This window comes from Duganella sp. S19_KUP01_CR8 (assembly GCF_036688705.1).
Classification (GTDB): domain Bacteria; phylum Pseudomonadota; class Gammaproteobacteria; order Burkholderiales; family Burkholderiaceae_D; genus Rugamonas.
Genome location: NZ_JAQQPR010000013.1, coordinates 59,941 through 81,782, shown reverse-complemented (window position 1 = coordinate 81,782; position 21,842 = coordinate 59,941). Strand labels below are relative to the sequence as shown.

The 21,842-nt window shown below is 63.2% G+C and carries 19 protein-coding genes; 3 read left to right on the top strand and 16 right to left on the bottom strand.

Annotated features, from left to right (window positions below; genetic code table 11):
* Positions 1-5: 5 nt before the first annotated feature.
* The 11 genes from hisG to V6M89_RS14710 all read right to left on the bottom strand — a co-directional run bounded on the left by hisG (position 6) and on the right by V6M89_RS14710 (position 8,276).
* Positions 6-668 carry an ATP phosphoribosyltransferase gene (gene hisG, locus V6M89_RS14760; RefSeq protein WP_332853869.1) on the bottom strand — a complete coding sequence of 221 codons (663 nt, stop codon included), beginning with the start codon at positions 666-668 and terminating at the stop codon, positions 6-8.
* A gap of 121 nt (positions 669-789) precedes the next feature.
* A complete protein-coding gene (murA, locus tag V6M89_RS14755; RefSeq protein WP_332853868.1) occupies positions 790-2,040 on the bottom strand; it encodes a UDP-N-acetylglucosamine 1-carboxyvinyltransferase in 1,251 nt (416 codons plus the stop codon).
* 6 nt (positions 2,041-2,046) lie between these two features.
* The gene (locus tag V6M89_RS14750; protein ID WP_070267817.1) at positions 2,047-2,283 is read right to left on the bottom strand and encodes a BolA family protein; all 237 of its coding nucleotides are present in this window, start codon (positions 2,281-2,283) and stop codon (positions 2,047-2,049) included.
* A gap of 24 nt (positions 2,284-2,307) precedes the next feature.
* Positions 2,308-3,075, bottom strand: coding sequence for an ABC transporter permease (locus V6M89_RS14745; protein WP_332853867.1), 768 nt, complete (start codon positions 3,073-3,075; stop codon positions 2,308-2,310).
* A complete protein-coding gene (locus V6M89_RS14740; protein ID WP_332853866.1) occupies positions 3,072-3,986 on the bottom strand; it encodes an ABC transporter ATP-binding protein in 915 nt (304 codons plus the stop codon). The genes V6M89_RS14745 and V6M89_RS14740 overlap by 4 nt, the downstream gene beginning before the upstream one ends.
* A gap of 186 nt (positions 3,987-4,172) precedes the next feature.
* Positions 4,173-4,598, bottom strand: a complete 426-nt coding sequence (locus V6M89_RS14735) for an STAS domain-containing protein (protein WP_332853865.1) — start codon at positions 4,596-4,598, stop codon at positions 4,173-4,175.
* Positions 4,599-4,620: 22 nt separating this feature from the next.
* Positions 4,621-5,265: an MlaC/ttg2D family ABC transporter substrate-binding protein gene (locus V6M89_RS14730; protein ID WP_332853864.1), complete on the bottom strand. Its 645-nt coding sequence runs from the start codon at positions 5,263-5,265 to the stop codon at positions 4,621-4,623.
* A 31-nt stretch (positions 5,266-5,296) separates the two neighbouring features.
* The gene (locus tag V6M89_RS14725; protein WP_332853863.1) at positions 5,297-6,160 is read right to left on the bottom strand and encodes an MlaA family lipoprotein; all 864 of its coding nucleotides are present in this window, start codon (positions 6,158-6,160) and stop codon (positions 5,297-5,299) included.
* Positions 6,157-6,627 (bottom strand): outer membrane lipid asymmetry maintenance protein MlaD, encoded by a 471-nt coding sequence (gene mlaD / locus V6M89_RS14720; protein WP_332853862.1) that lies wholly within the window; start codon positions 6,625-6,627, stop codon positions 6,157-6,159. Before mlaD ends, V6M89_RS14725 begins: the two co-directional genes overlap by 4 nt.
* 48 nt (positions 6,628-6,675) lie before the next feature.
* Positions 6,676-7,461, bottom strand: a complete 786-nt coding sequence (gene mlaE / locus V6M89_RS14715) for a lipid asymmetry maintenance ABC transporter permease subunit MlaE (RefSeq protein ID WP_332853861.1) — start codon at positions 7,459-7,461, stop codon at positions 6,676-6,678.
* Positions 7,458-8,276, bottom strand: coding sequence for an ABC transporter ATP-binding protein (locus V6M89_RS14710; protein WP_116991398.1), 819 nt, complete (start codon positions 8,274-8,276; stop codon positions 7,458-7,460). The genes mlaE and V6M89_RS14710 overlap by 4 nt, the downstream gene beginning before the upstream one ends.
* Before the next feature lie 272 nt (positions 8,277-8,548).
* Here V6M89_RS14710 and V6M89_RS14705 point away from each other — a divergent pair, with 272 nt between their 5' ends.
* The 3 genes from V6M89_RS14705 to V6M89_RS14695 are packed head-to-tail and all read left to right on the top strand — an operon-like array spanning position 8,549 to position 12,101.
* Positions 8,549-9,370 carry a PEP-CTERM sorting domain-containing protein gene (locus V6M89_RS14705; RefSeq protein ID WP_332853860.1) on the top strand — a complete coding sequence of 274 codons (822 nt, stop codon included), beginning with the start codon at positions 8,549-8,551 and terminating at the stop codon, positions 9,368-9,370.
* Between the two features lie 9 nt (positions 9,371-9,379).
* Entirely contained in the window at positions 9,380-10,264 is an 885-nt protein-coding gene (locus tag V6M89_RS14700; protein WP_332853859.1) for a GNAT family N-acetyltransferase, read from the top strand.
* Between the two features lie 25 nt (positions 10,265-10,289).
* Entirely contained in the window at positions 10,290-12,101 is a 1,812-nt protein-coding gene (locus tag V6M89_RS14695; RefSeq protein ID WP_332853858.1) for an alkaline phosphatase family protein, read from the top strand.
* A gap of 68 nt (positions 12,102-12,169) precedes the next feature.
* On the opposite strand, the gene V6M89_RS14690 is transcribed toward V6M89_RS14695, so the two are convergent.
* The 5 genes from V6M89_RS14690 to V6M89_RS14670 form a co-directional block, all read right to left on the bottom strand.
* A complete protein-coding gene (locus V6M89_RS14690; RefSeq protein ID WP_332853857.1) occupies positions 12,170-13,633 on the bottom strand; it encodes a glutamate synthase subunit beta in 1,464 nt (487 codons plus the stop codon).
* A gap of 114 nt (positions 13,634-13,747) precedes the next feature.
* Positions 13,748-18,475, bottom strand: a complete 4,728-nt coding sequence (locus tag V6M89_RS14685; protein ID WP_332853856.1) for a glutamate synthase-related protein — start codon at positions 18,473-18,475, stop codon at positions 13,748-13,750.
* A gap of 193 nt (positions 18,476-18,668) precedes the next feature.
* Entirely contained in the window at positions 18,669-19,370 is a 702-nt protein-coding gene (locus V6M89_RS14680) for an REP-associated tyrosine transposase (RefSeq protein ID WP_332853855.1), read from the bottom strand.
* A gap of 57 nt (positions 19,371-19,427) precedes the next feature.
* The gene (locus tag V6M89_RS14675; protein ID WP_332853854.1) at positions 19,428-21,023 is read right to left on the bottom strand and encodes a methyl-accepting chemotaxis protein; all 1,596 of its coding nucleotides are present in this window, start codon (positions 21,021-21,023) and stop codon (positions 19,428-19,430) included.
* Between the two features lie 115 nt (positions 21,024-21,138).
* Entirely contained in the window at positions 21,139-21,819 is a 681-nt protein-coding gene (locus V6M89_RS14670) for a response regulator transcription factor (RefSeq protein WP_116991391.1), read from the bottom strand.
* Between the last annotated feature and the right edge of the window lie 23 nt (positions 21,820-21,842).

Sequence of the window (21,842 nt, the reverse complement as noted above, 5' to 3'; positions counted from 1 at the left end):
ATGTTTTACTTTTTAGAGGCGCGTTCGAATGCTTCGATAATCGGTTGCAGGCGGGCGCGCTTGAGCTTCAGGGCGGCCTGGTTGACGATCAGGCGCGACGAGATCTCCATGATCGCTTCGACTTCCTTCAGGTCGTTGGCGCGCAGCGTGTTGCCGGTGCTGACCACGTCGACGATGGCGTCCGACAGGCCGACCAGCGGCGCCAGTTCCATCGAGCCGTACAGCTTGATCAGGTCGACGTGCACGCCCTTCTTGGCGAAGTGCTCGCGCGCCGTCTCGACGAACTTGGTGGCCACGCGCAGGCGCGCGCCCTGGCGCACGGCGGTCTCGTAATCGAAGCCGTTGCGCACCGCGACCGACATGCGGCAGGCCGCGATGTTCAAGTCGATGGGCTGGTACAGGCCTTCGCCGCCGTGCTCCAGCAGCACGTCCTTGCCGGCCACGCCGAAGTCCGCCGCGCCGTGCTGCACATAGGTCGGCACGTCGGTGGCGCGCACGATGATGACGCGGACGTCAGGATCGTTGGTCGACAGGATCAGCTTGCGCGAAGTCTCCGGGTTTTCGGTGACGGTGATGCCGGCCGCTTCCAACAGCGGCAGGGTGTCCTCGAAAATACGTCCCTTCGACAGCGCGAGGATCAGCTGCGAGTTGGTTTGAAATGCACTCATGATACGGTCCGATAGCTTGACTACTTTAGTTATCATCCTATCCGTCATCCTCGCGAAAGCGGGGATCCATACTTCGGATGCTCAGCATGGGCTCCCGCTTGCGCGGGAGCGACGGTGGCTGTTACTTAATGCGTTTGATATTGGCGCCGACTGCGGACAGTTTTACTTCCATCTGGTCGTAGCCGCGATCGAGGTGATAGATACGGTCGATCAGCGTTTCGCCGCGCGCGGTCAGCGCCGCGATCACCAGCGATGCCGAGGCGCGCAGGTCGGTCGCCATCACAGGCGCGCCCACCAGCTGCTCGACGCCCTTGATGAAGGCGGTGTTGCCGTCGGTTTCAATCGACGCGCCGAGACGGTTCATCTCCTGCACGTGCATGAAGCGGTTTTCGAAAATCGTCTCGGTCACGCGGCTGGCGCCGTCGGCGATGGTGTTCACCGCCATGAATTGCGCCTGCATGTCGGTCGGGAAGCCCGGGTATTCGGTGGTGCGGAAGGTCACAGGCGTAGGGCGCTTGTCCATCTGCGCGCGGATCCAGTTGTCGCCGATGGTCATTTGCAGGCCGATCTCGCGCAGCTTGTCCAGCGCGGCATCCATGATGTCGACGCGGGTGTTGCGGATCGTGATGTCGCCGCCGGTGGCAGCCACCGCGCACAGGAAGGTCGCCGCTTCGATGCGGTCGGAGATCACCGCGTGCCTGGCGCCGTGCAAAGCTTCGACGCCCTGGATCACCAGGCGGTTGGTGCCGATGCCTTCGATCTTCGCGCCCATCGCCACCAGCAGGTTGGCCAGGTCGGTCACTTCAGGTTCGCAGGCGGCGTTTTCCAGCACGGTCTCGCCTTCGGCCAGCGTTGCTGCCATCAGCAGGTTCTCGGTGCCGGTCACGGTGATCATGTCGGTGACGATGCGCGCGCCCTTGAGCTTTTTGCACTTGGCGTAGATGTAGCCGCCTTCGACGGTGATGTCCGCACCCAGCGCCTGCAGGCCCTTGATGTGCTGGTCCACCGGACGCGAGCCGATGGCGCAGCCGCCCGGCAGCGAGACCTTGGCTTCGCCGAAGCGCGCCAGCAATGGGCCCAGCACCAGGATCGATGCGCGCATGGTTTTCACCAGCTCATACGGGGCTTCCAGCTTGTCGATGGCGCTGCCGTTGAGCGTGACCTTGTCGCCATCCTGCGCCACTTTGAGGCCGGTCTGGCCCAGCAGCTTGAGGATGGTCGCCACGTCGTGCAGGTGCGGCACGTTGGACAGTTCGACATCGCCCGACGTCAGCAAGCCGGCGCACAGGATAGGCAGCGCCGCGTTCTTCGCGCCGGAGATGTTGATGTCGCCGTTCAGGCGGTTGCCGCCTTGTATGAGGAGCTTGTCCATGCTTGCTTATCCTTGGTATTCGTCAGGGGTGAGGGTTTTCATCGACAGCGCGTGGATTTCTTCGCGCATGCGGTCGCCCAGCGCGGCGTACACGATCTGGTGGCGCTGGATCAAACGCTTGCCGACGAAGGCCGGCGAGACGATGATGGCCTGGAAGTGCTGGCCGTCGCCCTCCACTTCGAGGTGGGTGCATTCGAGGCCGGCGCTCAGGTAGCCGTGGATCAGTTCTGGAGTAGTGGTCATGATGAGTCCTTAATTAATGACGCCTTAGTGGCGTAACCTGTATCCGCTGCGCAGCAAACGAATCGCCAGCAGTGCCAACACGACGAGGAAGGCGGAGACGATGCTCACGCTGACCAGCGGGTTGACGTCCGACTGGCCGAAGAAACCGTAGCGGAAACCGTCGATCATGTAGAAGAACGGGTTCAGGTGCGAGATCGTCAGCCAGAACGGCGGCAGCGAATGGATAGAGTAGAACACGCCGGACAGGAAGGTCAGCGGCATGATCAGGAAGTTCTGGAACGCGGCCAGCTGGTCGAATTTCTCGGCCCAGATGCCGGCGATCAGGCCCATGGTGCCGAGGATGGCGGCGCCCAGCAGCGCGAACACCACGATCCACAGCGGCGCCGTGAACGACAGGTGGGCGAACCACGCCGTCACCACGAACACGCCGAAGCCGACCACGATGCCGCGCACCATGGCGGCCAGCACGTAGGCCGAGAAGATCTCCCAGTGCGACAGGGGCGTCAGCAGCACGAACACCAGGTTGCCGGTGATCTTGGACTGGATCAGCGAGGACGACGAGTTGGCGAATGCATTCTGCAACACGCTCATCATCACCAGGCCGGGGATCAGGAAGGCGGTGTAGCTGACGTCCGCGTACACGGTGACGCGGCCTTCGAGCACGTGGCCGAAGATCAGCAGGTACAGCATCGCGGTCAGGATGGGCGCGGCGACGGTTTGCGTGGCCACTTTCCAGAAGCGCAGCGTCTCCTTGTAGACCAGGGTGCGGAAGCCGGTGGAGATGAAGTTCATACGGTGCCCTTATCCATGATCTGCAAGAAGATGTCTTCCAGGTCAGCTTGTTGCAATTGCATGTCGTCGATCACGGCGCCGGATTCGCGCAGGCGCGCCAGCAGGGTTTCGACTTCAGCGTATTCGTTGACGCGCAGGCTGTACTTCTTGCCGTGCTCCGACTGCTCCGGGTGCGTGACCAGGTGGCGCATGTCTTGCGGCAGGTCGCCGGCGGCCAGGTTGACCGTCAGCTGCGAGCCGGAGATGCGGCGTATCAGCGACGCCATCGTGTCCAGCGCGACCACCTTGCCGCTCTTGAGCATGGCCACGCGCTTGCACATGGCTTGCGCTTCTTCCAGGTAGTGCGTGGTCAGCACCACGGTGTGGCCTTCGCGGTTCAGGCGCGAGATGAACTTCCACAGCGTCTGGCGCAGTTCGACGTCGACGCCGGCGGTCGGCTCGTCGAGCACGATCACGGGCGGCTTGTGCACCAGCGCCTGCGCCACCAGCACGCGGCGCTTCATGCCGCCGGACAGGGCGCGCATATTGACGTCGGCCTTGTTGGTCAGGTCGAGGTTGTGCATCACCTCATCGATCCAGGCGTCGTTGTTCGGCAGGCCGAAGTAGCCCGATTGCAGGCGCAGCGTCTCGCGCACGGTGAAGAAGGGGTCGAACACCAGCTCCTGCGGCACCACGCCCAGCTTCTTGCGGGCGGCGCGGAAATCGCCGGTGACGTCATGGCCGTGGATGGTGACCTTGCCGGCGTCGGGACGGATCAGGCCCGCGATGATGGATATCAGTGTGGTCTTGCCCGCGCCGTTTGGGCCCAGCAGACCGAAAAACTCGCCCTCTTCGATCGAAAGGGACACGCCGCCCAGTGCCTGGAGCGACTTGTAGCGCTTCTCGACATTACTTATTTGGATCGCTGTCATGCTTGACTTATCTGTAAGGTGCGGCGGCGCGAGCCGGCGCTGTGTGGCCTAAACGTGGCGGAAGATGCTGCGGGCGCCGCGGCTCTCAGGCAGCGGCAACGTTCAATTATATTGGAAATTCGGATCGGCAGAGCCGGACTGGCTATTTACCGGGGGAACAACAGGCGGCAGGGGGTAGGGCGAGGGTCAATGATGGTGGTGCGAAGCCGGGTCGTCGGCGAGACCGGTCTTTTTGGTGAAGAAGGACTCCGGTGCATCGACCGGGGCGAATTCCTCGTGGGCGGGGTTGCGCGCGGCGGCGCCGTCCTGCTCCAGCTTGACGTCCGGCGGGAACAGCAGCGAGCACACGCCATACAGCTTGGTCAGGCTTTGCAGCGCCGGCGGCAGGTTTTTCAGTTCCAGCTTGACGCCGGCATCCTGGGCGGCGCGTTGCCACGACAGCATGACCGACACCGCCACCGAATCCACCGTCAACACATGGCGCAGGTCGAACACGGTCTGGCCGGCCTTGAGGGCAGCCAGGCCGCGCTCCAGCGCCGCGGAGGCGTTGAGCACGGTCAGGGTCGTGAGCGACTGCAAGTTGTCGATGGCTTCGGAAACGGCGGTAGACATGGCGTGATGGCTTGGTTATGGCTTACTTGGCGACGGTTTTCAGGGGCTTGTTGGCCAGCGTCTTGTTCTTTTCCGTCAACGTCTTGATCAGGCCGTCAATGCCGCCCTTGTTGATTTCGGAAGCGAACGTGCCTTTGTAGGTCTCGACCAGCCATGCGCCCAGCACATTGATGTCGTAGATCTTCCAGCCGGCCGGGGTCTTGGAGACGCGGTAGTTCAGCGGGATCGGTTCGCCGCGGGCGACGTTGACCTGCGAACGCACTTCCACTTCGTTGTCGGTCGGGTCGGAACGCATCGGCTTGAATTCGATGGTTTCGTTCTTAATCTGCGACAGCGCGCCGGAGTAGGTGAAGATCAGCAGCGTGCGGAACTGTTCCGACAGCGCTTTTTGCTGTTCTGGCGTGGCGTCGCGCCAGAAGCGGCCGGCCGCCAGCGCGGTCATGCGCTGCGAATCGACGTAGGGCAGGATCTTGCTTTCGACCAGGTCGAGCACTTTCTTCTGGTCGCCGGCCTGGATGGCTTTGTCGGCCTTGGCCGTCTCGATCACGTCCTGGCTGATGCGCTTGACCAGCACGTCCGGCGCTTCGTTGGACGGCGCGGCGGCCGCGTGGGCGTTGACGGCCAGCGCGACAGTTGCTAAAGCGATAAGTTGTTTGATCAATTTCATGTTGTCGTTACCTTTGTGTGGTTCTTCGGGGTCACTGGCTGACGGTGGTCGCAGCCGGTGCGCCAGAGTTTAACTCTTTTGGCGCCGATTCGGATGACACGGGGGCAGAACTTTGTGCGGCTGCAACCTGCGCGGCCACCGGCGCAGTGCCCGGCTTGGCATCGATCTCGGCCGAATCATCCTTCTTCGACTTGCGCGGAGCGTCGTCGCCGTCAGGATGGACCTGGCTCTCGCGGCGTTGCAGGAAACCGTCGCGGATGAACTCGTAACGGTCCAGCGCGGCGTCTTCCAGCAAGCTGGTCGCGTTGAGCAGGTTAGCACGTTGGTCGACCACGCGTAGCGCGGTACCGGTGTTGCGGATGTAGATAGGTTCCTTGTAGGCCCAAATATCGCCCTTGATATCGAGCGGCAAGGCCACCGTGTCGCGCACGGTCGATGGGCCCAGCAGCGGCAGCATCAGGTACGGGCCGGACGGCACGCCCCAGGTGCCCAGCGTCTGGCCGAAGTCTTCCTTGTGCTTCTGCAGGCCGGCTTCCGAGGCGATGTCGAACAGGCCGACGATGCCCAGCGTGGAGTTCAGCGCAAAGCGGGTGACGTCCGACATGCCGGCTTCGCCCTTGCCTTGCAGCAAGTTGTTGACGCCGGTCCAGGCATCGGCCAGGTTGCCGAAGAAGTTGTTGACGCCGGTCTGCACGAAGTTCGGCAGCACGTTGCGGTAGGCCGTGGCGGCCGGCTTGAGCGCGTAGGTGTCGACCGTATCGTTGAAGCTGAACATGGCGCGGTTGAAGCCCTCGTAAGGGTCGCGCGGGTTCGGGCCGGCGCAGCCGGCCAGCAGCACGGTGACGCCCAGCGCCAGTGCGGCGCTGCGGAGAGATTTCGGAGTACGGTACGTCATTTACTGTCCTTTCCCTCTGCAGCTTTGCTGTAGATGAATTGATTGATCAGGTCTTCCAGTACGGCGGCGGACTGGGTACGCGCGATCTTGTCGCCGGCGCCCAGGTTGTTGGTGTCGCCGCCGGCTTCGATGCCCACGTATTGTTCGCCCAGCAGGCCGGCGGTCAGGATCTTGGCCGAGCTGTCTTTGGGAAATTTGTAGCCTTCTTCCATGTTCAAGGTTACCAGTGCCTGGTAACTCTTGTCATCAAACTTGATCTCTCCCACACGGCCTACCACCACGCCGGCCGCCTTGACCGCCGCTTGCGGGCGCAGGCTACCGATGTTGTCGAACTTGGCGGTGATCGGATACACCTTGCCGAAGGACATGGAACCCATGTTGCCGGCCTTCAGCGCGAGGAACATCAGCGCGGCGACGCCGACGACGATGAACAGACCGACCCAGACATCCAGAGATTTACGTTGCATAGCGATTCCTTAGTTTCTTATCTTGTACTGTATTTTGTGCTGCGTCTGTTACTTGCTGAACATTAGCGCGGTCATCATGAAGTCCAGCCACCAGATCATCAGCGACGAGATCACGACCGTGCGGGTGGTGGCGCGCGCCACGTCTTCCGGGGTCGGCTGGGCTTCATAGCCCTGGTACAGCGCAATGAAGGTGATGGCGATACCGAACACCACGCTCTTGGCAAAACCGTTGAAAATATCTTTCCAGACGTCGACGCCGCCCTGCATCTGCGACCAGAACGCGCCGTCGTCGACGCCGATCAGCTGCACGCCGACCAGCCAGCCGCCCAGCACGCCGACCGCGCTGAACACCGACGCCAGCAGCGGCACCGAGATCACGCCGGCCCAGAAGCGGGGCGCCAGCACGCGCTGGATCGGGTTGACGGCCATCATTTCCATCGCCGACAACTGCTCGCCGGCCTTCATCAGGCCGATTTCGGCGGTCAGCGAGGTGCCGGCGCGGCCGGCAAACAGCAGCGCGGTGATCACCGGGCCCAGTTCGCGGGTCAGGCCCAGCGCCACCAGCAGGCCCAGCGACTGCTCGGCGCCGTATTTATTCAGCGTGTAGTAACCCTGCAAGCCCAGCACCATGCCGACGAACAGGCCGGACAGGGTGATGATCAGCATCGAATAGTTGCCGATGAAGTGCAGTTGCTCGATCAACAGCGCCGGACGGCGCAGCAGGCCGGGCGACACGCCCAGCATGTTGGCGAAGGTGCGGGCGCCGTAGCCTATGCTTTCGACGTAATCGCGCAACGGCGCGCCCAGCTTGGACAACCAGTTCTTGACGGTCATAAGACTTGCACTCCCAGGCCCAGGTCATCGGCCAGGGACTTGCCTGGATAGTGGAACGGCACCGGACCATCGGCCTCGGCGTTGACGAACTGCTTCACGTACGGGTCGGTGGACACCATCATGTCGGCCGGCGTGCCGTGCGCGACGATCTTGCCCTGCGACAGGAAGTACACGTAGTCGGCGATGGCGAAGCATTCCTTGACGTCGTGCGAGACCAGCACGGTGGTCGAGCCCAGCGCGGTATTCAGGTTGCGGATCAGGTTGGCGGTGACGCCCATCGAGATCGGGTCGAGGCCGGCGAACGGCTCGTCGTACATGATCAGTTCCGGGTCCAGCGCGATCGAACGCGCCAGCGCCACGCGGCGCGCCATGCCGCCGGAGATTTCGCCCGGTTTGAGCTTGGCGGCGTTGCGCAGGCCCACGGCGTGCAACTTCATCAGCACCAGGTTGCGGATCAACTCTTCCGGCAAGTCGGTATGCTCGCGCAGCGGGAAGGCGACGTTTTCAAATACGCTCAGGTCGGTGAACAGCGCGCCGTGCTGGAACAGCATGCCCATCTTGCGGCGCAGCAGATACAGGCCGGCCGTATTCAGTTTGTGCACGATCTGGCCCTGCACCTTGACATGGCCGCGCTGCGGGCGGATCTGGCCGCCGATCAGGCGCAATACCGTGGTCTTGCCGCTGCCCGAGCCACCCATCACTGCGATCACCTTCCCGCGTGGGAAGTCCATCTGGAGCCCCGACAGGATCGAGCGCTTTCCATAGGAGAAGTGTAAATCACGGATTTCGACTAGATTAGCCACGACTGAACTCATTGTTTTTAATGCCGTATTGTAGTGCAGAAAGGTTAATCTCTGCTGGCGTCCCCCTCTTTTGTGACAGAGGAAGACAGCGTAAGTGGCAGATAATACAACACTACTGAACCTAAAGTCAGCAATTTACACCTATCAAGAATTGTTACATTGCTGCATTGCACAACCATTGCACAACATATTAAGCGCACTATTGCCGCAAGAAACAATATGTTGATTGACAACATATGTGTAAATGATGACAATCCCTGTTCCCTTTCCGAAATAGAGCCGCCATGTCTAGTCCATCCAACATCTTGCCGAACAAAAAAATAGCCGGTACCGCGCTGCTGGCGCTGACGTCGCTGGCGGCGCATGCGGACGTGATACGGGTCGACGGTATCAATCAGTCGCTGGGAGGGCTGTGGTTCGGCATCGGCACTGCCCCCCTCATCTCTATCGCCGTGGATGTGGACCACAACGGCACGACCGACTTCTCGCTGGCGAATAATGCGGCACTCTACGGCCAGAGCTGGGCCGTGATTGGAGGGATCGGCAGCACGGCCTTCTCGCTCCCCGCGTATGACCGCTCGGTCACGGCCGGCGCCCAAGGCGTGGCTGCGAGCTCGGTGGCCGCCGGCACGCTGATCGGGCCGTCGCTGGCGATGTCGAAGACGGTGACCCTTGACCTGACCACCAACCGGCAGGTGGGCAGCATCATCGGGCCCTGCAACAACACCGGCAAGGGCTCCCCCGGCGGCGGCCAGCAATGCGGCCAATTGCCGGTGCTGGCCAGCACCATCACCAACAACAATATCGGCAACAACTTGTTGGTGCCGTTCCAGTTCTCCAGCGGCCAGCAAACGCAATACGGCTGGATAGACGTGACCATCCTGGACAACCCCTCAGTCACAGTCGCCACGTCCCCGTACATCGTGACATTCAACGGTTACGGCTACGACAATACCGGCGCCGCAGTGGCCGCCGGCGCGGCCGCCTTCACCAGTCCGGTACCAGAGCCGTCGTCGCTGCTGATGCTGGCCAGCGGCCTGGCCGGCATCGCCGCCTACCGCCGCAAAGGCCGCGGCCGGCGCACCGACGCCGCGCTGCCGGTTTAAAGCGAGGTAATGTCGCCGATGGCGACGGTGCATGTCGCCGTGGCGCAGCCGGGCGAACTGGACCTGGCTTTCGCCTTGCTGCCCCATGTCGCCAACCAGGGCGTAGCGGCCGAATCGGTGCTGGTCGCGCGCCGGCTCGGCGACCACGCGATCGTCGGCGCGGCGGCATTTTCAGCTATCCCCTGGGAAGTGCGGCGCAGCGGATTGCGCGGCGCCATCTTCGTGCTGCCATCGCAGCGCCAGCGCGGCGTCGGCGGCGCGCTGCTGGCGGCGCTCAGCGGGACGCTGCGGCAGTGGGACGTCGATTACCTGCACGCCTGGGGCGAATGGGACGCCGCCAACGCGCCGCCGTTCCTGGCGCGCAACGGCTTCGTGCCGCAACGCGCGGTGCTGCACTTTGAGGTGGACACCCGCAACGCCTGCCAGCAGACCAATCTGATGCTCGAACGCCTGCGCGCAGGCCGCCGCATTCCGGCCGGCGCCGCCGCCATACCGCTAGCGCCGCGCCACCTGCCGCAGGCCATCGCACTGTACGACAGCTACGCCCAGCTGCCCCACGGCACCGCCGCCGCCCGCTTCGATGCCGCACTGGCCGACCCGACCTACGCCGCGCTGTCGCAGGCGGTCGAACTGGATGGCGAGCTGATCGGTTTATTGCTGTGCAAGCCGAACCAGGAATTGCCCGAGGTGGACCTGTGGATCACCCAACCCGGCCATCGCCACGGCTGGCCGGCCTTGATGTTGCTGGACGCGGCCGCCCGGCAACTGGCGAAGCTGGCAGGGCCCCGCTTCCGCTTCCACTGCAACGACGCGGCCGGCGCCACCTTGCAGATGGCCCGCCGCGTCGACGCCACGCTGCTGCACACCACCCATACCTATGCACTCGCCCTCTGAAACGCGGACCGCGCCGGCGCTGGTCATGCTGGCACTCGACGGCGCCGACTGGCGTCTGTTGCAGGAGCTGGACCAGGGCGAACTGACGCCTTTTCTCTCCAGCCTGATTGGCGTGGGCACTTGGGCGCCGCTCGACTTTCCGTTGCCGGCCTGCGCCGACAGCGGTTGGGCCAGCATCGCCAGCGGCATGCAGCCGGACCGCCACGGCATCCTGCACCCGCTGACGGCCATCGACGGCTCCCTGTTCGTGCAAGCGCCCGACGCCTCCGCGCTGCGCACCGAGGCCATCTGGCACGCGGCCGACGCCGCCGGCCGACACGCCGCCGTCATCGGCTGGCCGGCCACGCGCGGGCTGCGGCTGCAGCACGGCACCGTCATCGCGCCGGGCGCCGGCGCCGCGCCGGCCAACCACGAGCATGCCTGGCCGCTGGACCCGCAAGCAGTCTGGCCCCCCGAAGCGCGCGAGCTGGTGCACGCGGCGCGCCTGGCGCCCGGCGACATCCAGGCACAAGACCTTCATTTCCTGCTGGCTCCGCTAGACACGGCCGCCCGGCGCCGACTGGCGGGCACGACGGCGACGGCACTGGCCGAATGCGCGACCTTGCACGCGCTGGGAACTGCCGCCATCGAAGAGCGCGGCGCCGACGTGCTGATGTTGCGCCTGCCATTTCTCGCCGTCATGGCCGCCGCGCTGGCCGAGGTAGCGGACCGGCACGCGGCCAGCACCTGCCTGGCCCGCTGCTACCAGTTTCTCGACCTGCTGTGCGGCCGCTACCAAAACCTTGCCGGCCGCGACGCCTGTTTCGCGATCCTGTCGAACGGCGCGCGCGACGCCGGCTTCATGCTGCTGTGCGGCCCGGGCATCGCGCGCGACCACACAGTTGCGCCGGTGGCCGCCTGCGATATCTGGCCGACCGTAGCGGCGGTGCTGGACCTGCCGGCCGGCGCCGGCCTCGATGGACGGGTTATCGAAGAGGCGTTGACCATCACGCCGGTCCGCATGGACGCCGCGACAGTCGCCACAGTGGCGCCGCTGACGCCATCCGATATCAGCGTCACGCCAGACGCGCCGGCACTATCGGCAGCGGAATCGGCCATGTTCGAACGAGAGGGTTTGACGCTGCCCGATTTCGCGCCGCAGATTACGTTTGTCCGCCAGATCGAATGCGAGACGCGCTTGGCACTGGCATCGATGACGGCGTTGCGCGGCAACCGCAGCGCGGCGCTGGAGCAGTTGCGCGCATTGCAGCAGCGCTTCGACGGCGACCTGAACGTGCGCATCGCGCTGGCCGAGCAATTGCTGCTGGCCGGCCAATTCGACGAATGCCTGGCCATCGCGCGCGATTTCCCGCTGGTGCGGGCGGGAGGCGCCTGGGCCGATGCGACCGAAGGCATGGTTGCCCTTGCCAGCGGCGACTGGCCGCAGGCGATGGCGCGCTTGGGCGCATTGGCGCACCTCCAGGCCAGCTCCCCGAACGCCGCCACGCCGCCAGTCAACGCCGCCATGTGGCTGGGCCGGGCCCACCTGGTGCAAGGGGAATGGGAATTGGCGGCCGCCAGCTTCCGCGCCGCGATCGCGCATGACGGGCGCGACTATTTCGCCTGGTCCGGACTGGGGATGGCCGGGCGCATGCTGGGGCAGTGGCGGCATGCGGCCAGCGCCTATGGCCGCGCGGTCAGCCTGGGACCGCGTTCAGCGGAAGCGCTGCTCGATCTCGCCACGGCATGCGAGCGCTGCGGCGACATGGAAGCGGCAGCCCAGGCGCGCGCGCGGGCGATGCGGATCGATCCGGCGGCGATCGCCAGGGACGCTGCCAAGATCACCGCCTCAGAATAAAAAAAACCGGCAGGAACGGGGATCACCCATTCACTACCGGCGGAGACAGGCTGTTACGGCCGCAGGGATTAGCGCGGTAGTTCCGAACTGCCCATCAAAAACTCATCGACCGCGCGCGCGCACTGGCGGCCTTCGCGGATCGCCCACACCACCAGCGACTGGCCGCGGCGAACGTCGCCGGCGGCAAATACGTTGGGAGCGGAAGTCTTGTAGCAGCCTTCGCCGTCCGTGGTGGCCTTGGCGTTGCCGCGTGCATCTTTTTCAACACCGAACGCATCCAGCACGTTGGCGACCGGCGACACGAAGCCCATGGCCAGCAGCACCAGGTCTGCCTTCATCTCGAATTCCGAGTTCGGCACTTCGCTCATCTTGCCGTCTTTCCACTCGACGCGGCAGGCGACCAGCTTCTCGACCTTGCCGTTCTTGCCTTCCAGGCGCTTGGTGGCCACCGCCCAGTCGCGCTCGCAGCCTTCCTCGTGCGACGAGGAGGTGCGCAGCTTGGTCGGCCAGTAAGGCCACACCAGCGGCTTGTTCTCTTGCTCAGGCGGCATGGGCATCAGTTCGAACTGGGTCACCGAGGCGGCGCCGTGGCGGTTCGAGGTGCCGACGCAGTCGGAACCGGTATCGCCGCCGCCGATCACCACCACGTGCTTGCCGGTGGCTTTCAGCTGGTCCTTGACCTTGTCGCCGGCGTTGACCTTGTTTTGCAGCGGCAGGAAGTCCATGGCGAAGTGCACGCCCTTCAGCTCGCGGCCAGGCACAGGCAGGTCGCGCGGCTGTTCCGCGCCGCCGGCCAGGACGACGGCGTCGAAGTCCTTGGCGAGGTCTTCAGGGAAGATGGTTTCCTTGGCCCAGTTGTTGACGTTGGCCGGGAAGTCCTTGCCAACCAGCACGCTGGTGCGGAATACCACGCCTTCGGCTTCCATCTGCTTGATACGGCGGTCGATGTGCGACTTTTCCATCTTGAAGTCTGGAATGCCGTAGCGCAGCAGGCCGCCGACGCGGTCGCTCTTTTCAAACACGGTGACGGCGTGGCCGGCGCGCGCCAGCTGCTGCGCCGCCGCCAGGCCGGCAGGACCGGAACCGACCACGGCCACTTTCTTGCCGGATTGCTGTTCGGCCGGCTGCGGCACGACCCAGCCGTGGTCCCAGCCTTCATCGATGATCTTGTGCTCGATCGACTTGATGCCGACCGGATCGTTGTTGATGCCCAGCGTGCAGGCGGACTCGCACGGCGCAGGGCAGATGCGGCCGGTGAATTCCGGGAAGTTGTTGGTCGAGTGCAGGGTGTCCAGCGCCTCGCGGTAATTGCCGCGATAGACCAGGTCATTCCAGTCCGGGATGATGTTGTTGACCGGGCAGCCGGTGTTGCAGAACGGGATGCCGCAATCCATGCAGCGCGCGCCCTGCACCTTGGCCTGTTCATTGGTCAGGGTGATGACGAATTCCGAATAGTTTTTCAAACGCGTAGCAGGCGGAAGATAGCTCTCGTCCTGACGCTTGAATTCCATGAAGCCGGTGATTTTACCCACGATAATTCCTTTAGTTATCTGTTGCTCCGTCATCCCCGCGCAGGCGGGGATCCATGCTGAGCTAGCGTTCTATGGATTCCCGCTTTCGCGGGAATGACGACGTTCTTGGCTGTCTTATGCTGCGATCGGCTGGGCGGATGCGGCTTCGTTCGCCACGTCCTCGGCCATTTCGGCCAGGGCGCGCTTGTATTCGCTTGGGAATACCTTGACGAATTTGCCGCGGCCTTCGGCCCAGTTGTCCAGCAACAGGCGGGCACGGGTGCTGCCGGTGTGCTTGAAGTGACGCTCGATCAAACGCTTCAGGATCACTTCATCCGCTTCGCGGCCGAGGTCCTTGTGCTGCACGTGCCAGGTTTCGCTCTGGGCTTCCTGCTCCTTGATGGTCAGCACCGGCTCCAAGGTCACCATCGAGGTGTTGCAGCGCGCTTCGAAATCGCCGTCCGGGTCGTACACGTAGGCGATACCGCCCGACATGCCCGCCGCGAAGTTGCGGCCGGTGGCGCCCAGCACCACCACGGTGCCGCCGGTCATGTATTCGCAACCGTGGTCGCCGGTGCCTTCGACGATGGCGGTGGCGCCCGAGTTACGCACGGCGAAACGCTCGCCGGCCACGCCATTGAAGAAGGCTTCGCCGGCGATCGCGCCGTACAGCACGGTGTTGCCGATGATGATGTTGTTTACCGCCCAGCCGCGGAACTCGGTGTTCGGACGCACGATGATGCGGCCGCCCGACAAGCCCTTGCCGACGTAATCGTTACCCTCGCCGACCAGGTCGATCGTGATGCCGTGCGCCAGGAAGGCACAGGCCGACTGGCCCGCCGTGCCTTGCAGCTGGATGTGGATGGTGTCGTCCGGCAGGCCGGCGTGGCCGTAGCGCTTGGCCACTTCACCCGACAGCATGGTGCCGACGGTGCGGTTGACGTTGCGTACCGGCGAGATGAACGACACGCGTTCGCCTTTTTCCAGCGCGGCCTTGGCTTGCGCGATCAGCTTGTGATCGAGCGCCTTGTCCAGGCAGTGGTCCTGTTCCTGCGTGTGATAGATCGAGTCGCCACTCGGCACTTCCGGCGAGTAGAAGATGTTGCTGAAGTCCAGGCCCTTGGCTTTCCAGTGCGTGATCGCCTTGGATTTGTCCAGCAGGTCGACACGGCCGATCAGCTCGTCATACGTGCGGATGCCCAGTTGCGCCATCAGCTGGCGAGCTTCTTCGGCGACGAAGAAGAAGTAATTCACCACGTACTCAGGCTTGCCGGAGAACTTGGCGCGCAGCACAGGATCCTGCGTGGCGACGCCGACCGGGCAAGTGTTCAGATGGCATTTGCGCATCATGATGCAACCCTCGACCACCAGCGGTGCGGTGGCGAAGCCGATTTCGTCGGCGCCCAGCATGGCGGCGATGACGACGTCGCGGCCGGTACGCATCTGGCCGTCGGCTTGCACCCGAATACGGCTGCGCAGACCGTTCAGCACCAGAGTTTGTTGGGTCTCTGCAAGACCCAACTCCCACGGCGTACCAGCGTGCTTGACCGACGACAGCGGCGAAGCGCCGGTGCCGCCGTCATGGCCGGCGACCACAACGTGATCGGCCTTGGCCTTGGTCACGCCGGCGGCCACGGTGCCGATGCCGACTTCCGACACCAGCTTGACCGAGATCGAAGCGCGCGGGTTGGCGTTCTTCAAGTCGTGGATCAGCTGGGCCAGATCTTCGATCGAATAAATATCGTGGTGCGGCGGCGGCGAAATCAGGCCCACGCCCGGCACCGAGAAGCGCAAGGTGGCGATGTATTCGGATACTTTATGGCCCGGCAGCTGGCCGCCTTCGCCCGGCTTGGCGCCCTGCGCCATCTTGATCTGGATCTGGTCGGCCGAGTTCAGGTAGGCCGCGGTCACGCCGAAGCGGCCGGACGCCACCTGCTTGATGCGCGAGCGCAGCGAATCGCCTTCCTGCAACGGAATGTCGACCACCATCTGCTCTTTGCCCATGACCGAGGCCATGGTCTCGCCCTGCTTGATCTTGATGCCTTTCAGTTCCATCGTGTAGCGCGATGGATCTTCGCCGCCTTCGCCGGTGTTGGACTTGCCGCCGATGCGGTTCATCGCCACCGCCAGCGTGGCGTGGGCTTCGGTCGAGATCGAACCCATGGACATCGCGCCGGTCGCGAAGCGCTTGACGATTTCCTTGGCCGATTCGACTTCGTCCAGCGGGATCGCCTTGGTCGGATCGAGCTTGAACTCGAACAGGCCGCGCAAGGTCAGGTGACGCTTGCTCTGGTCGTTGATGATCTGGGCGTACTCCTTGTAGCTGGAGAAGTTGTTGCTGCGGGTCGAATGCTGCAACTTGGCGATCGCATCCGGAGTCCACAGGTGGTCTTCGCCGCGCACGCGGTAGGCGTATTCGCCGCCGGCGTCGAGGTGGTTTTCCAGCACAGGATCGTTGCCGAAGGCCAGGTTGTGCAGGCGCAGCGCTTCTTCCGCCACTTCAAACACGCCGATGCCTTCCACGTTGGAGGCCGTGCCCTTGAAATACTTGTCGACCAGCGACTTGTTCAGGCCGACAGCTTCGAAGATCTGCGCGCCGCAGTAGGACATGTAGGTCGAAATGCCCATCTTGGACATGACCTTCATCAGGCCCTTGCCGATGGCCTTGGTGTAGTTGTAGACCGCCTTGTCGCCGGTCATGTCGCCAGGCATGCCCAGCGACATCTCGACCAGCGTTTCCATCGCCAGGTAAGGATGGATCGCTTCGGCGCCGTAGCCTGCCAGCAGCGCGAAGTGGTGGGTCTCGCGGGCCGAGCCGGTCTCGACGACCAGGCCGGTGGACGCGCGCAGGCCCTTGCTGACCAGGTGCTGGTGCACGGTCGAGGTCGCCAGCAGCGCGGGAATCGCCACGCGGTCCGGGCCGACCGAGCGGTCCGACACGATCAGGATGTTGTGGCCGGACTTGACCGCATCGACCGCTTCGGCGCACAGCGAGGCCAGGCAGGCTTCCACGCCGTCCTTGCCCCATGCCAGCGGATAGCAGATGTTGAGCTCATATGACTTGAACTTGCCGCCGGTATGCTGGCTGATGCCGCGCAGGCGGGCCATGTCGTCGAAGCCCAGCACCGGCTGCGATACTTCCAGGCGCATCGGCGGATTGACGTTGTTGGTGTCCAGCAGGTTAGGCTTGGGGCCGATGAAGGACACCAGCGACATCACCATCGCTTCGCGGATCGGGTCGATCGGCGGGTTGGTCACTTGCGCGAACAGCTGCTTGAAGTAGTTGTACAGCGGCTTCAGCTTGTTGGACATGACGGCCAGCGGCGAGTCGTTGCCCATCGAGCCGGTGGCTTCTTCGCCGGCGGCGGCCATAGGCGCCATCAGGAATTTCAGGTCTTCCTGGGTGTAGCCGAAGGCTTGCTGGCGGTCCAGCAGCGACGGCGTGGCTTTTTCGCCTTGTGCCGGCGCGACGTCCTTGGCGCGGTTGTGCGCCAGCTGGCTTTCGCTCAGCTTGATTTCGTTGAGCTTGATGCGCACCGCGTTGATCCATGCCTTGTAGGGCTTGGCGTTGGCGTAGGTGTCTTTCAGCTCTTTATCGTCGATGATGCGACCGGCTTCCAGGTCGATCAGGAACATCTTGCCTGGTTGCAGACGCCATTTCTGGATGATTTTCGATTCGGGAATCGGCAGCACGCCCGATTCCGACGCCATCACCACCAGGTCGTCGTCGGTGACGATGTAGCGGGCCGGACGCAAACCATTGCGGTCCAGCGTGCCGCCGATGTAGCGGCCGTCGGTGAAGGCCATGGCGGCCGGGCCGTCCCATGGTTCCATCATTGCGGCGTGATATTCGTAGAACGCGCGGCGATTGTCGTCCATCGTGCCGTGATTTTCCCAGGCTTCCGGGATCATCATCATCATCGCCTGGGCGATAGGATAGCCTGCCATCAGCAGCAGTTCCAGCGCGTTGTCGAAGCAGGCGGTGTCCGACTGGCCTTCGTAGATCAGCGGGAACAGTTTCTGCAGATCGTCGCCCAGCACGGCGGATTTCATCACGCCTTCACGGGCGCGCATCCAGTTGAAGTTGCCTTTGACGGTGTTGATCTCGCCGTTGTGGGCGATCAGGCGGTACGGGTGGGCCAGCGGCCATTCCGGGAAGGTGTTGGTCGAGAAACGCTGGTGCACCAGCGCCAGCGCGGAAATGCAGCGCGCGTCTTGCAGGTCTTTGTAGTACACGCCAACCTGGTCGGCCAGCAGCAGGCCCTTGTAGACGATGGTACGGGCCGACAGCGAGGCCACGAAGAATTCTTTGCCGTGGATCAGTTTCAAGGCCTGGATGGCGTGGCCCGACGATTTGCGGATCACGTACAGCTTACGTTCCAGCGCGTCGGTCACCATGATGTCGGCGCCGCGGCCGATGAAGATCTGGCGGATCACCGGCTCTTTGGCGCGCACGGTAGGGGACATCGGCATGTCGCAGTCGACCGGCACATTGCGCCAGCCCAGCACGACCTGGCCTTCGGCGCGCACGGCGCGCTCGATTTCCTGTTCGCAAGCGATGCGCGATGCATTCTCTTTAGGCAGGAACACCATGCCGACGCCGTACTCGCCTGGCGGCGGCAGTTCCACGCCTTGCTTGGCCATCTCGTCGCGGTAGTACTGGTCGGGAATCTGGATCAGGATGCCGGCGCCATCGCCCATCAGCGCATCGGCGCCGACGGCGCCCCGGTGATCGAGGTTTTTCAGGATCAACAGACCCTGTTCCACGATGGAGTGGCTCTTGTTGCCCTTGATGTGGGCGACGAAACCGACGCCGCAGGCATCGTGTTCATTGGACGGATCGTACAGACCTTGGGCTTTCATGGGGCTCTCCACTGCAATTTTGACTAACGAAAAGCTAGAGTAGTGCAATGCAGCGTAAACTTCAACAATAACAATTAGGGTCGGAGTCACATTAATTTTTTCAAAGATTCCGAAAATTTTAATTAGGGACAGAGTGAATGCGATTCTAAAAAAACCGCAGGAACTGGCGATTCCTGCGGTATCAGCTAGCTGTTCAGGCCGCTTCCGGCTTGATTTTGAACGGTCTGCCGCGCTTGGCCGGCAATACCTGGCGCTTGACCTTGTGCTGCAGCGCCGTCTTGAATTGCTCGGTACCCAGTGGCCAGCCCTTGAGCAGCGCCTTGCTGATGCTGGCCACCTCGTCCTCGCTCAGCGCCGGCTCGGCCAGCGCGATATAGGCCGCCTCGCGCTGGAAAGGCGTGTTGCCCAGCTCCCAGAACTTCGGATGGTCGACGATCAGGCCGTCCGAGCGCAGCCCGGCGTGGTGCGCATAGCTGGACCACGGATAATCCTCGGCCCGCCCGACCATGCCGTTGCGCACCGGATTGAACTCGATATATCGGCTGCACGACATGAAGTATTGCTCTGCGTCGATAAGCGAGGTTTTGTAGCGTCCGTTCCACAAAGTGCCGCTGCGGCCATATTTTTGGTTGAAATAGGGCACGTAGTAGCGTCCTATCCACTGCATCATCTGGCCCAGGCCATCCGAATCGGCCGGCGTGACCAGCAAATGCAAGTGATTCGGCATCAAGACATAGGCGTGCACCGCCACTTTGTAGTTCTTGGCGGCGGCGCGCAGCCAGCCCAGGAAGGTTTGATAGTCTTCCGTGTCCTGGAAGATGGTTTGGTTGTTATTACCGGTCTGGATAACGTGATGCGGCTGGCCGGGGACGATCAAGCGGGGTAGACGTGCCATAAATTTGAGCAAAATGTATCGAATACGGCAATTCTACACCACTCTGTCCCCGATTATTCAAGCGCCCAGCAAAACCGGCATGACTCTGTCCCTCTTTTTGCTCATATTGCCGGAAAGCTGGAACACGCTGACCACCCGAGCCAGCGCGCCGCTCTGGTCCTGCAGGGCGGCGGCGGCCGCCGCCGCTTCCTCGACCAGCGCGGCATTCTGCTGCGTCACCTGGTCCATTTGTGCGATGGCGCGGTTGATTTGTTCGATGCCGTTGGTCTGCTCGGCGCTGGCGGCGGTGATTTCACCGATGATATCGGTCACCCGCCGCACGTTGACGACGATTTCCCGCATCGTGCTGCCGGCTTGGGTCACCAGGCGCGCGCCGCTTTCCACCTTGCTGACCGAATCGCCGATCAGGGCCTTGATTTCCTGGGCCGCGCTGGCGCTGCGCTGGGCCAGGTTGCGCACTTCGGTCGCCACCACGGCGAAGCCGCGGCCTTGGTCGCCGGCGCGGGCCGCCTCCACCGCCGCGTTCAGCGCCAGGATATTGGTCTGGAAGGCGATGCCGTCGATAACGGCGATGATGTCGACAATTTTATGCGCGGAGGCGCTGATCTCGCTCATGGTGTCGACCACTTCGTCGACCACGCTGCCGCCCTTGACCGCCACTTCCGAGGCAGACAGCGCCAAGCTATGCGCCTGGCGCGAATTGCTGCCGTTCTGCTTGACGGTGGCGGTCAGTTCTTCCATCGACGAGGCGGTTTGTTGCAGCGAACTGGCCTGCTGCTCGGTGCGGGCCGACAAATCGAGGTTGCCGCTGGCGATCTGGCCGGAAGCGGTGGCGATGGTGTCGGTGCCGCTGCGGACCTGGCCGACGATATTGACCAGGCTGGCGTTCATGTCCTTCAGCGCTTGCAGCAACATGCCGGTCTCGTCCTTGCTGCGCACGTCGATCTTGCTGCTCAAGTCGCCGGCGGCGACGGTCTGCGCCACCCGCACCGCTTTATGGATGGGACCGGTGATCGAGACGCCGATGATGTAGGCGAACCAGGCGCCCAGCGCCAGCGCCCCGGCAGTCAGTCCCAGCAGGAAGCGCTGGCCGGAATGGTATTGCTGCTGCACGTCGTCGGCTAGCGCACGGCCGACGCCAGCCTCGTAGTCGCCGATTTTCTGCACGCTGTCCATATAAGCATTGAATTGCTGTTCCAGCTTGCTGTCGGCCAGCGCGCGGGCGCCGGCGATGTCGCCGCTTTTCTTGAGCTTGAACAAGAGGTCGCGGCTGGCCGCATAAGTCTTGCGCACCGATGCGACGGACTCCAGCAAGGCTTTTTCCTCATTGCTGGAGAGCAGGGGTTCGAGTTGCTTCTGGATGGCGTTGACGCGCGCGCGGGTGGCGGCGGCTTTTTCGGAGAGAGCCGGAGACTCGGCGGTTTCGGTATTGCGGGCAAAGGCCAGTACGCCGACGCCGCTGATGCCGATCTGGTTATGCCATTCGGCGGTCAGGCGCTCCTTGACGCTGGCGCTGCCGACCATCTGTTCCGTCAGGTCGCCTACCGCCTGCAAGCGCCACATGCCTGCCATGGCCATGCCGACCACCAACAACATCACCAGGCCGAAGCCGCCGGCCAGGCGTATCCCAATCTTCCAATCGCTGTAACGCATTACAATTCTCCCCAACAGGTGTAGGTGGAAAATTCATGCTACGTCAAAGCTGCGCTTAGGAAACTCTCACATTTCCACAGAACAAAATTACTATCGGAATTCGATCAAAATTCGATCAAGACAGGTTGAAGCTGGCGGACAGGCTGTAGCCTTCGCCATAGGCGCTGCGCAGCGGCAGGTCCTGGCCCAGGCCGGTGCGGGCTTTTTTGCGTAAACGATACACCAGCATGTCGACCCGGCGTCCGGCGTCGGGATCGTCGCCGCCGATGCCGGCCACGATGACCTGGCGCGGCACGGGACGGGTGTTAATCGTCAGCAGATGCAGGAAATTGCATTCTTTTTCGGTCAAGGTGATCGCCATGCCTTGCAGCTCCAGCTGGCGGGCGCTGACTTTGAGCGTCCACTTGCTCGGCGCCGGGATGGTTTCCTGCGGCCCGACGCGACGGTCCAGCGCCTCGATGTGGGCGGCCAGTTCCGGGAATTTGATCGGCTTGGTCAGGTAGTGGTCGGCGCCCAGGCGCAGACCGAGGATGCGGTTGTCGAACGCGACCCGGCCGGTCAACACCAGCAGGCCGATTTGCGGGTACAACTGGCGCATCCGGGGTATCACATTGAAACCGTCTTCGTCCGGCAGGCCCAGATCGAGCACCACCACGCCGACGTTGCCCTGGCTCAGGGCCGACCACATTTCGCTGGCGTTGTTAGTGATGTGCACTTCGTGTTCAAGCTCAGTCAAAAACTCTGCCATTTCTTCGGCATAGTCCAGATTGTCTTCCACGATGAGTATTTGCGTCATTGATGCGCCATTCGATCGATTAT

Bases quoted from the DNA above. Each gene is read 5' to 3' on its own strand.
- hisG (WP_332853869.1), bottom strand. From the start codon at position 668: ATGAGTGCATTTCAAACCAACTCGCAGCTGATCCTCGCGCTGTCGAAG.
- murA (WP_332853868.1), bottom strand. From the start codon at position 2,040: ATGGACAAGCTCCTCATACAAGGCGGCAACCGCCTGAACGGCGACATC.
- V6M89_RS14750 (WP_070267817.1), bottom strand. From the start codon at position 2,283: ATGACCACTACTCCAGAACTGATCCACGGCTACCTGAGCGCCGGCCTC.
- V6M89_RS14745 (WP_332853867.1), bottom strand. From the start codon at position 3,075: ATGAACTTCATCTCCACCGGCTTCCGCACCCTGGTCTACAAGGAGACG.
- V6M89_RS14740 (WP_332853866.1), bottom strand. From the start codon at position 3,986: ATGACAGCGATCCAAATAAGTAATGTCGAGAAGCGCTACAAGTCGCTC.
- V6M89_RS14735 (WP_332853865.1), bottom strand. From the start codon at position 4,598: ATGTCTACCGCCGTTTCCGAAGCCATCGACAACTTGCAGTCGCTCACG.
- V6M89_RS14730 (WP_332853864.1), bottom strand. From the start codon at position 5,265: ATGAAATTGATCAAACAACTTATCGCTTTAGCAACTGTCGCGCTGGCC.
- V6M89_RS14725 (WP_332853863.1), bottom strand. From the start codon at position 6,160: ATGACGTACCGTACTCCGAAATCTCTCCGCAGCGCCGCACTGGCGCTG.
- mlaD (WP_332853862.1), bottom strand. From the start codon at position 6,627: ATGCAACGTAAATCTCTGGATGTCTGGGTCGGTCTGTTCATCGTCGTC.
- mlaE (WP_332853861.1), bottom strand. From the start codon at position 7,461: ATGACCGTCAAGAACTGGTTGTCCAAGCTGGGCGCGCCGTTGCGCGAT.
- V6M89_RS14710 (WP_116991398.1), bottom strand. From the start codon at position 8,276: ATGAGTTCAGTCGTGGCTAATCTAGTCGAAATCCGTGATTTACACTTC.
- V6M89_RS14705 (WP_332853860.1), top strand. From the start codon at position 8,549: ATGTCTAGTCCATCCAACATCTTGCCGAACAAAAAAATAGCCGGTACC.
- V6M89_RS14700 (WP_332853859.1), top strand. From the start codon at position 9,380: ATGTCGCCGATGGCGACGGTGCATGTCGCCGTGGCGCAGCCGGGCGAA.
- V6M89_RS14695 (WP_332853858.1), top strand. From the start codon at position 10,290: ATGCTGGCACTCGACGGCGCCGACTGGCGTCTGTTGCAGGAGCTGGAC.
- V6M89_RS14685 (WP_332853856.1), bottom strand. From the start codon at position 18,475: ATGAAAGCCCAAGGTCTGTACGATCCGTCCAATGAACACGATGCCTGC.
- V6M89_RS14680 (WP_332853855.1), bottom strand. From the start codon at position 19,370: ATGGCACGTCTACCCCGCTTGATCGTCCCCGGCCAGCCGCATCACGTT.
- V6M89_RS14675 (WP_332853854.1), bottom strand. From the start codon at position 21,023: ATGCGTTACAGCGATTGGAAGATTGGGATACGCCTGGCCGGCGGCTTC.
- V6M89_RS14670 (WP_116991391.1), bottom strand. From the start codon at position 21,819: ATGACGCAAATACTCATCGTGGAAGACAATCTGGACTATGCCGAAGAA.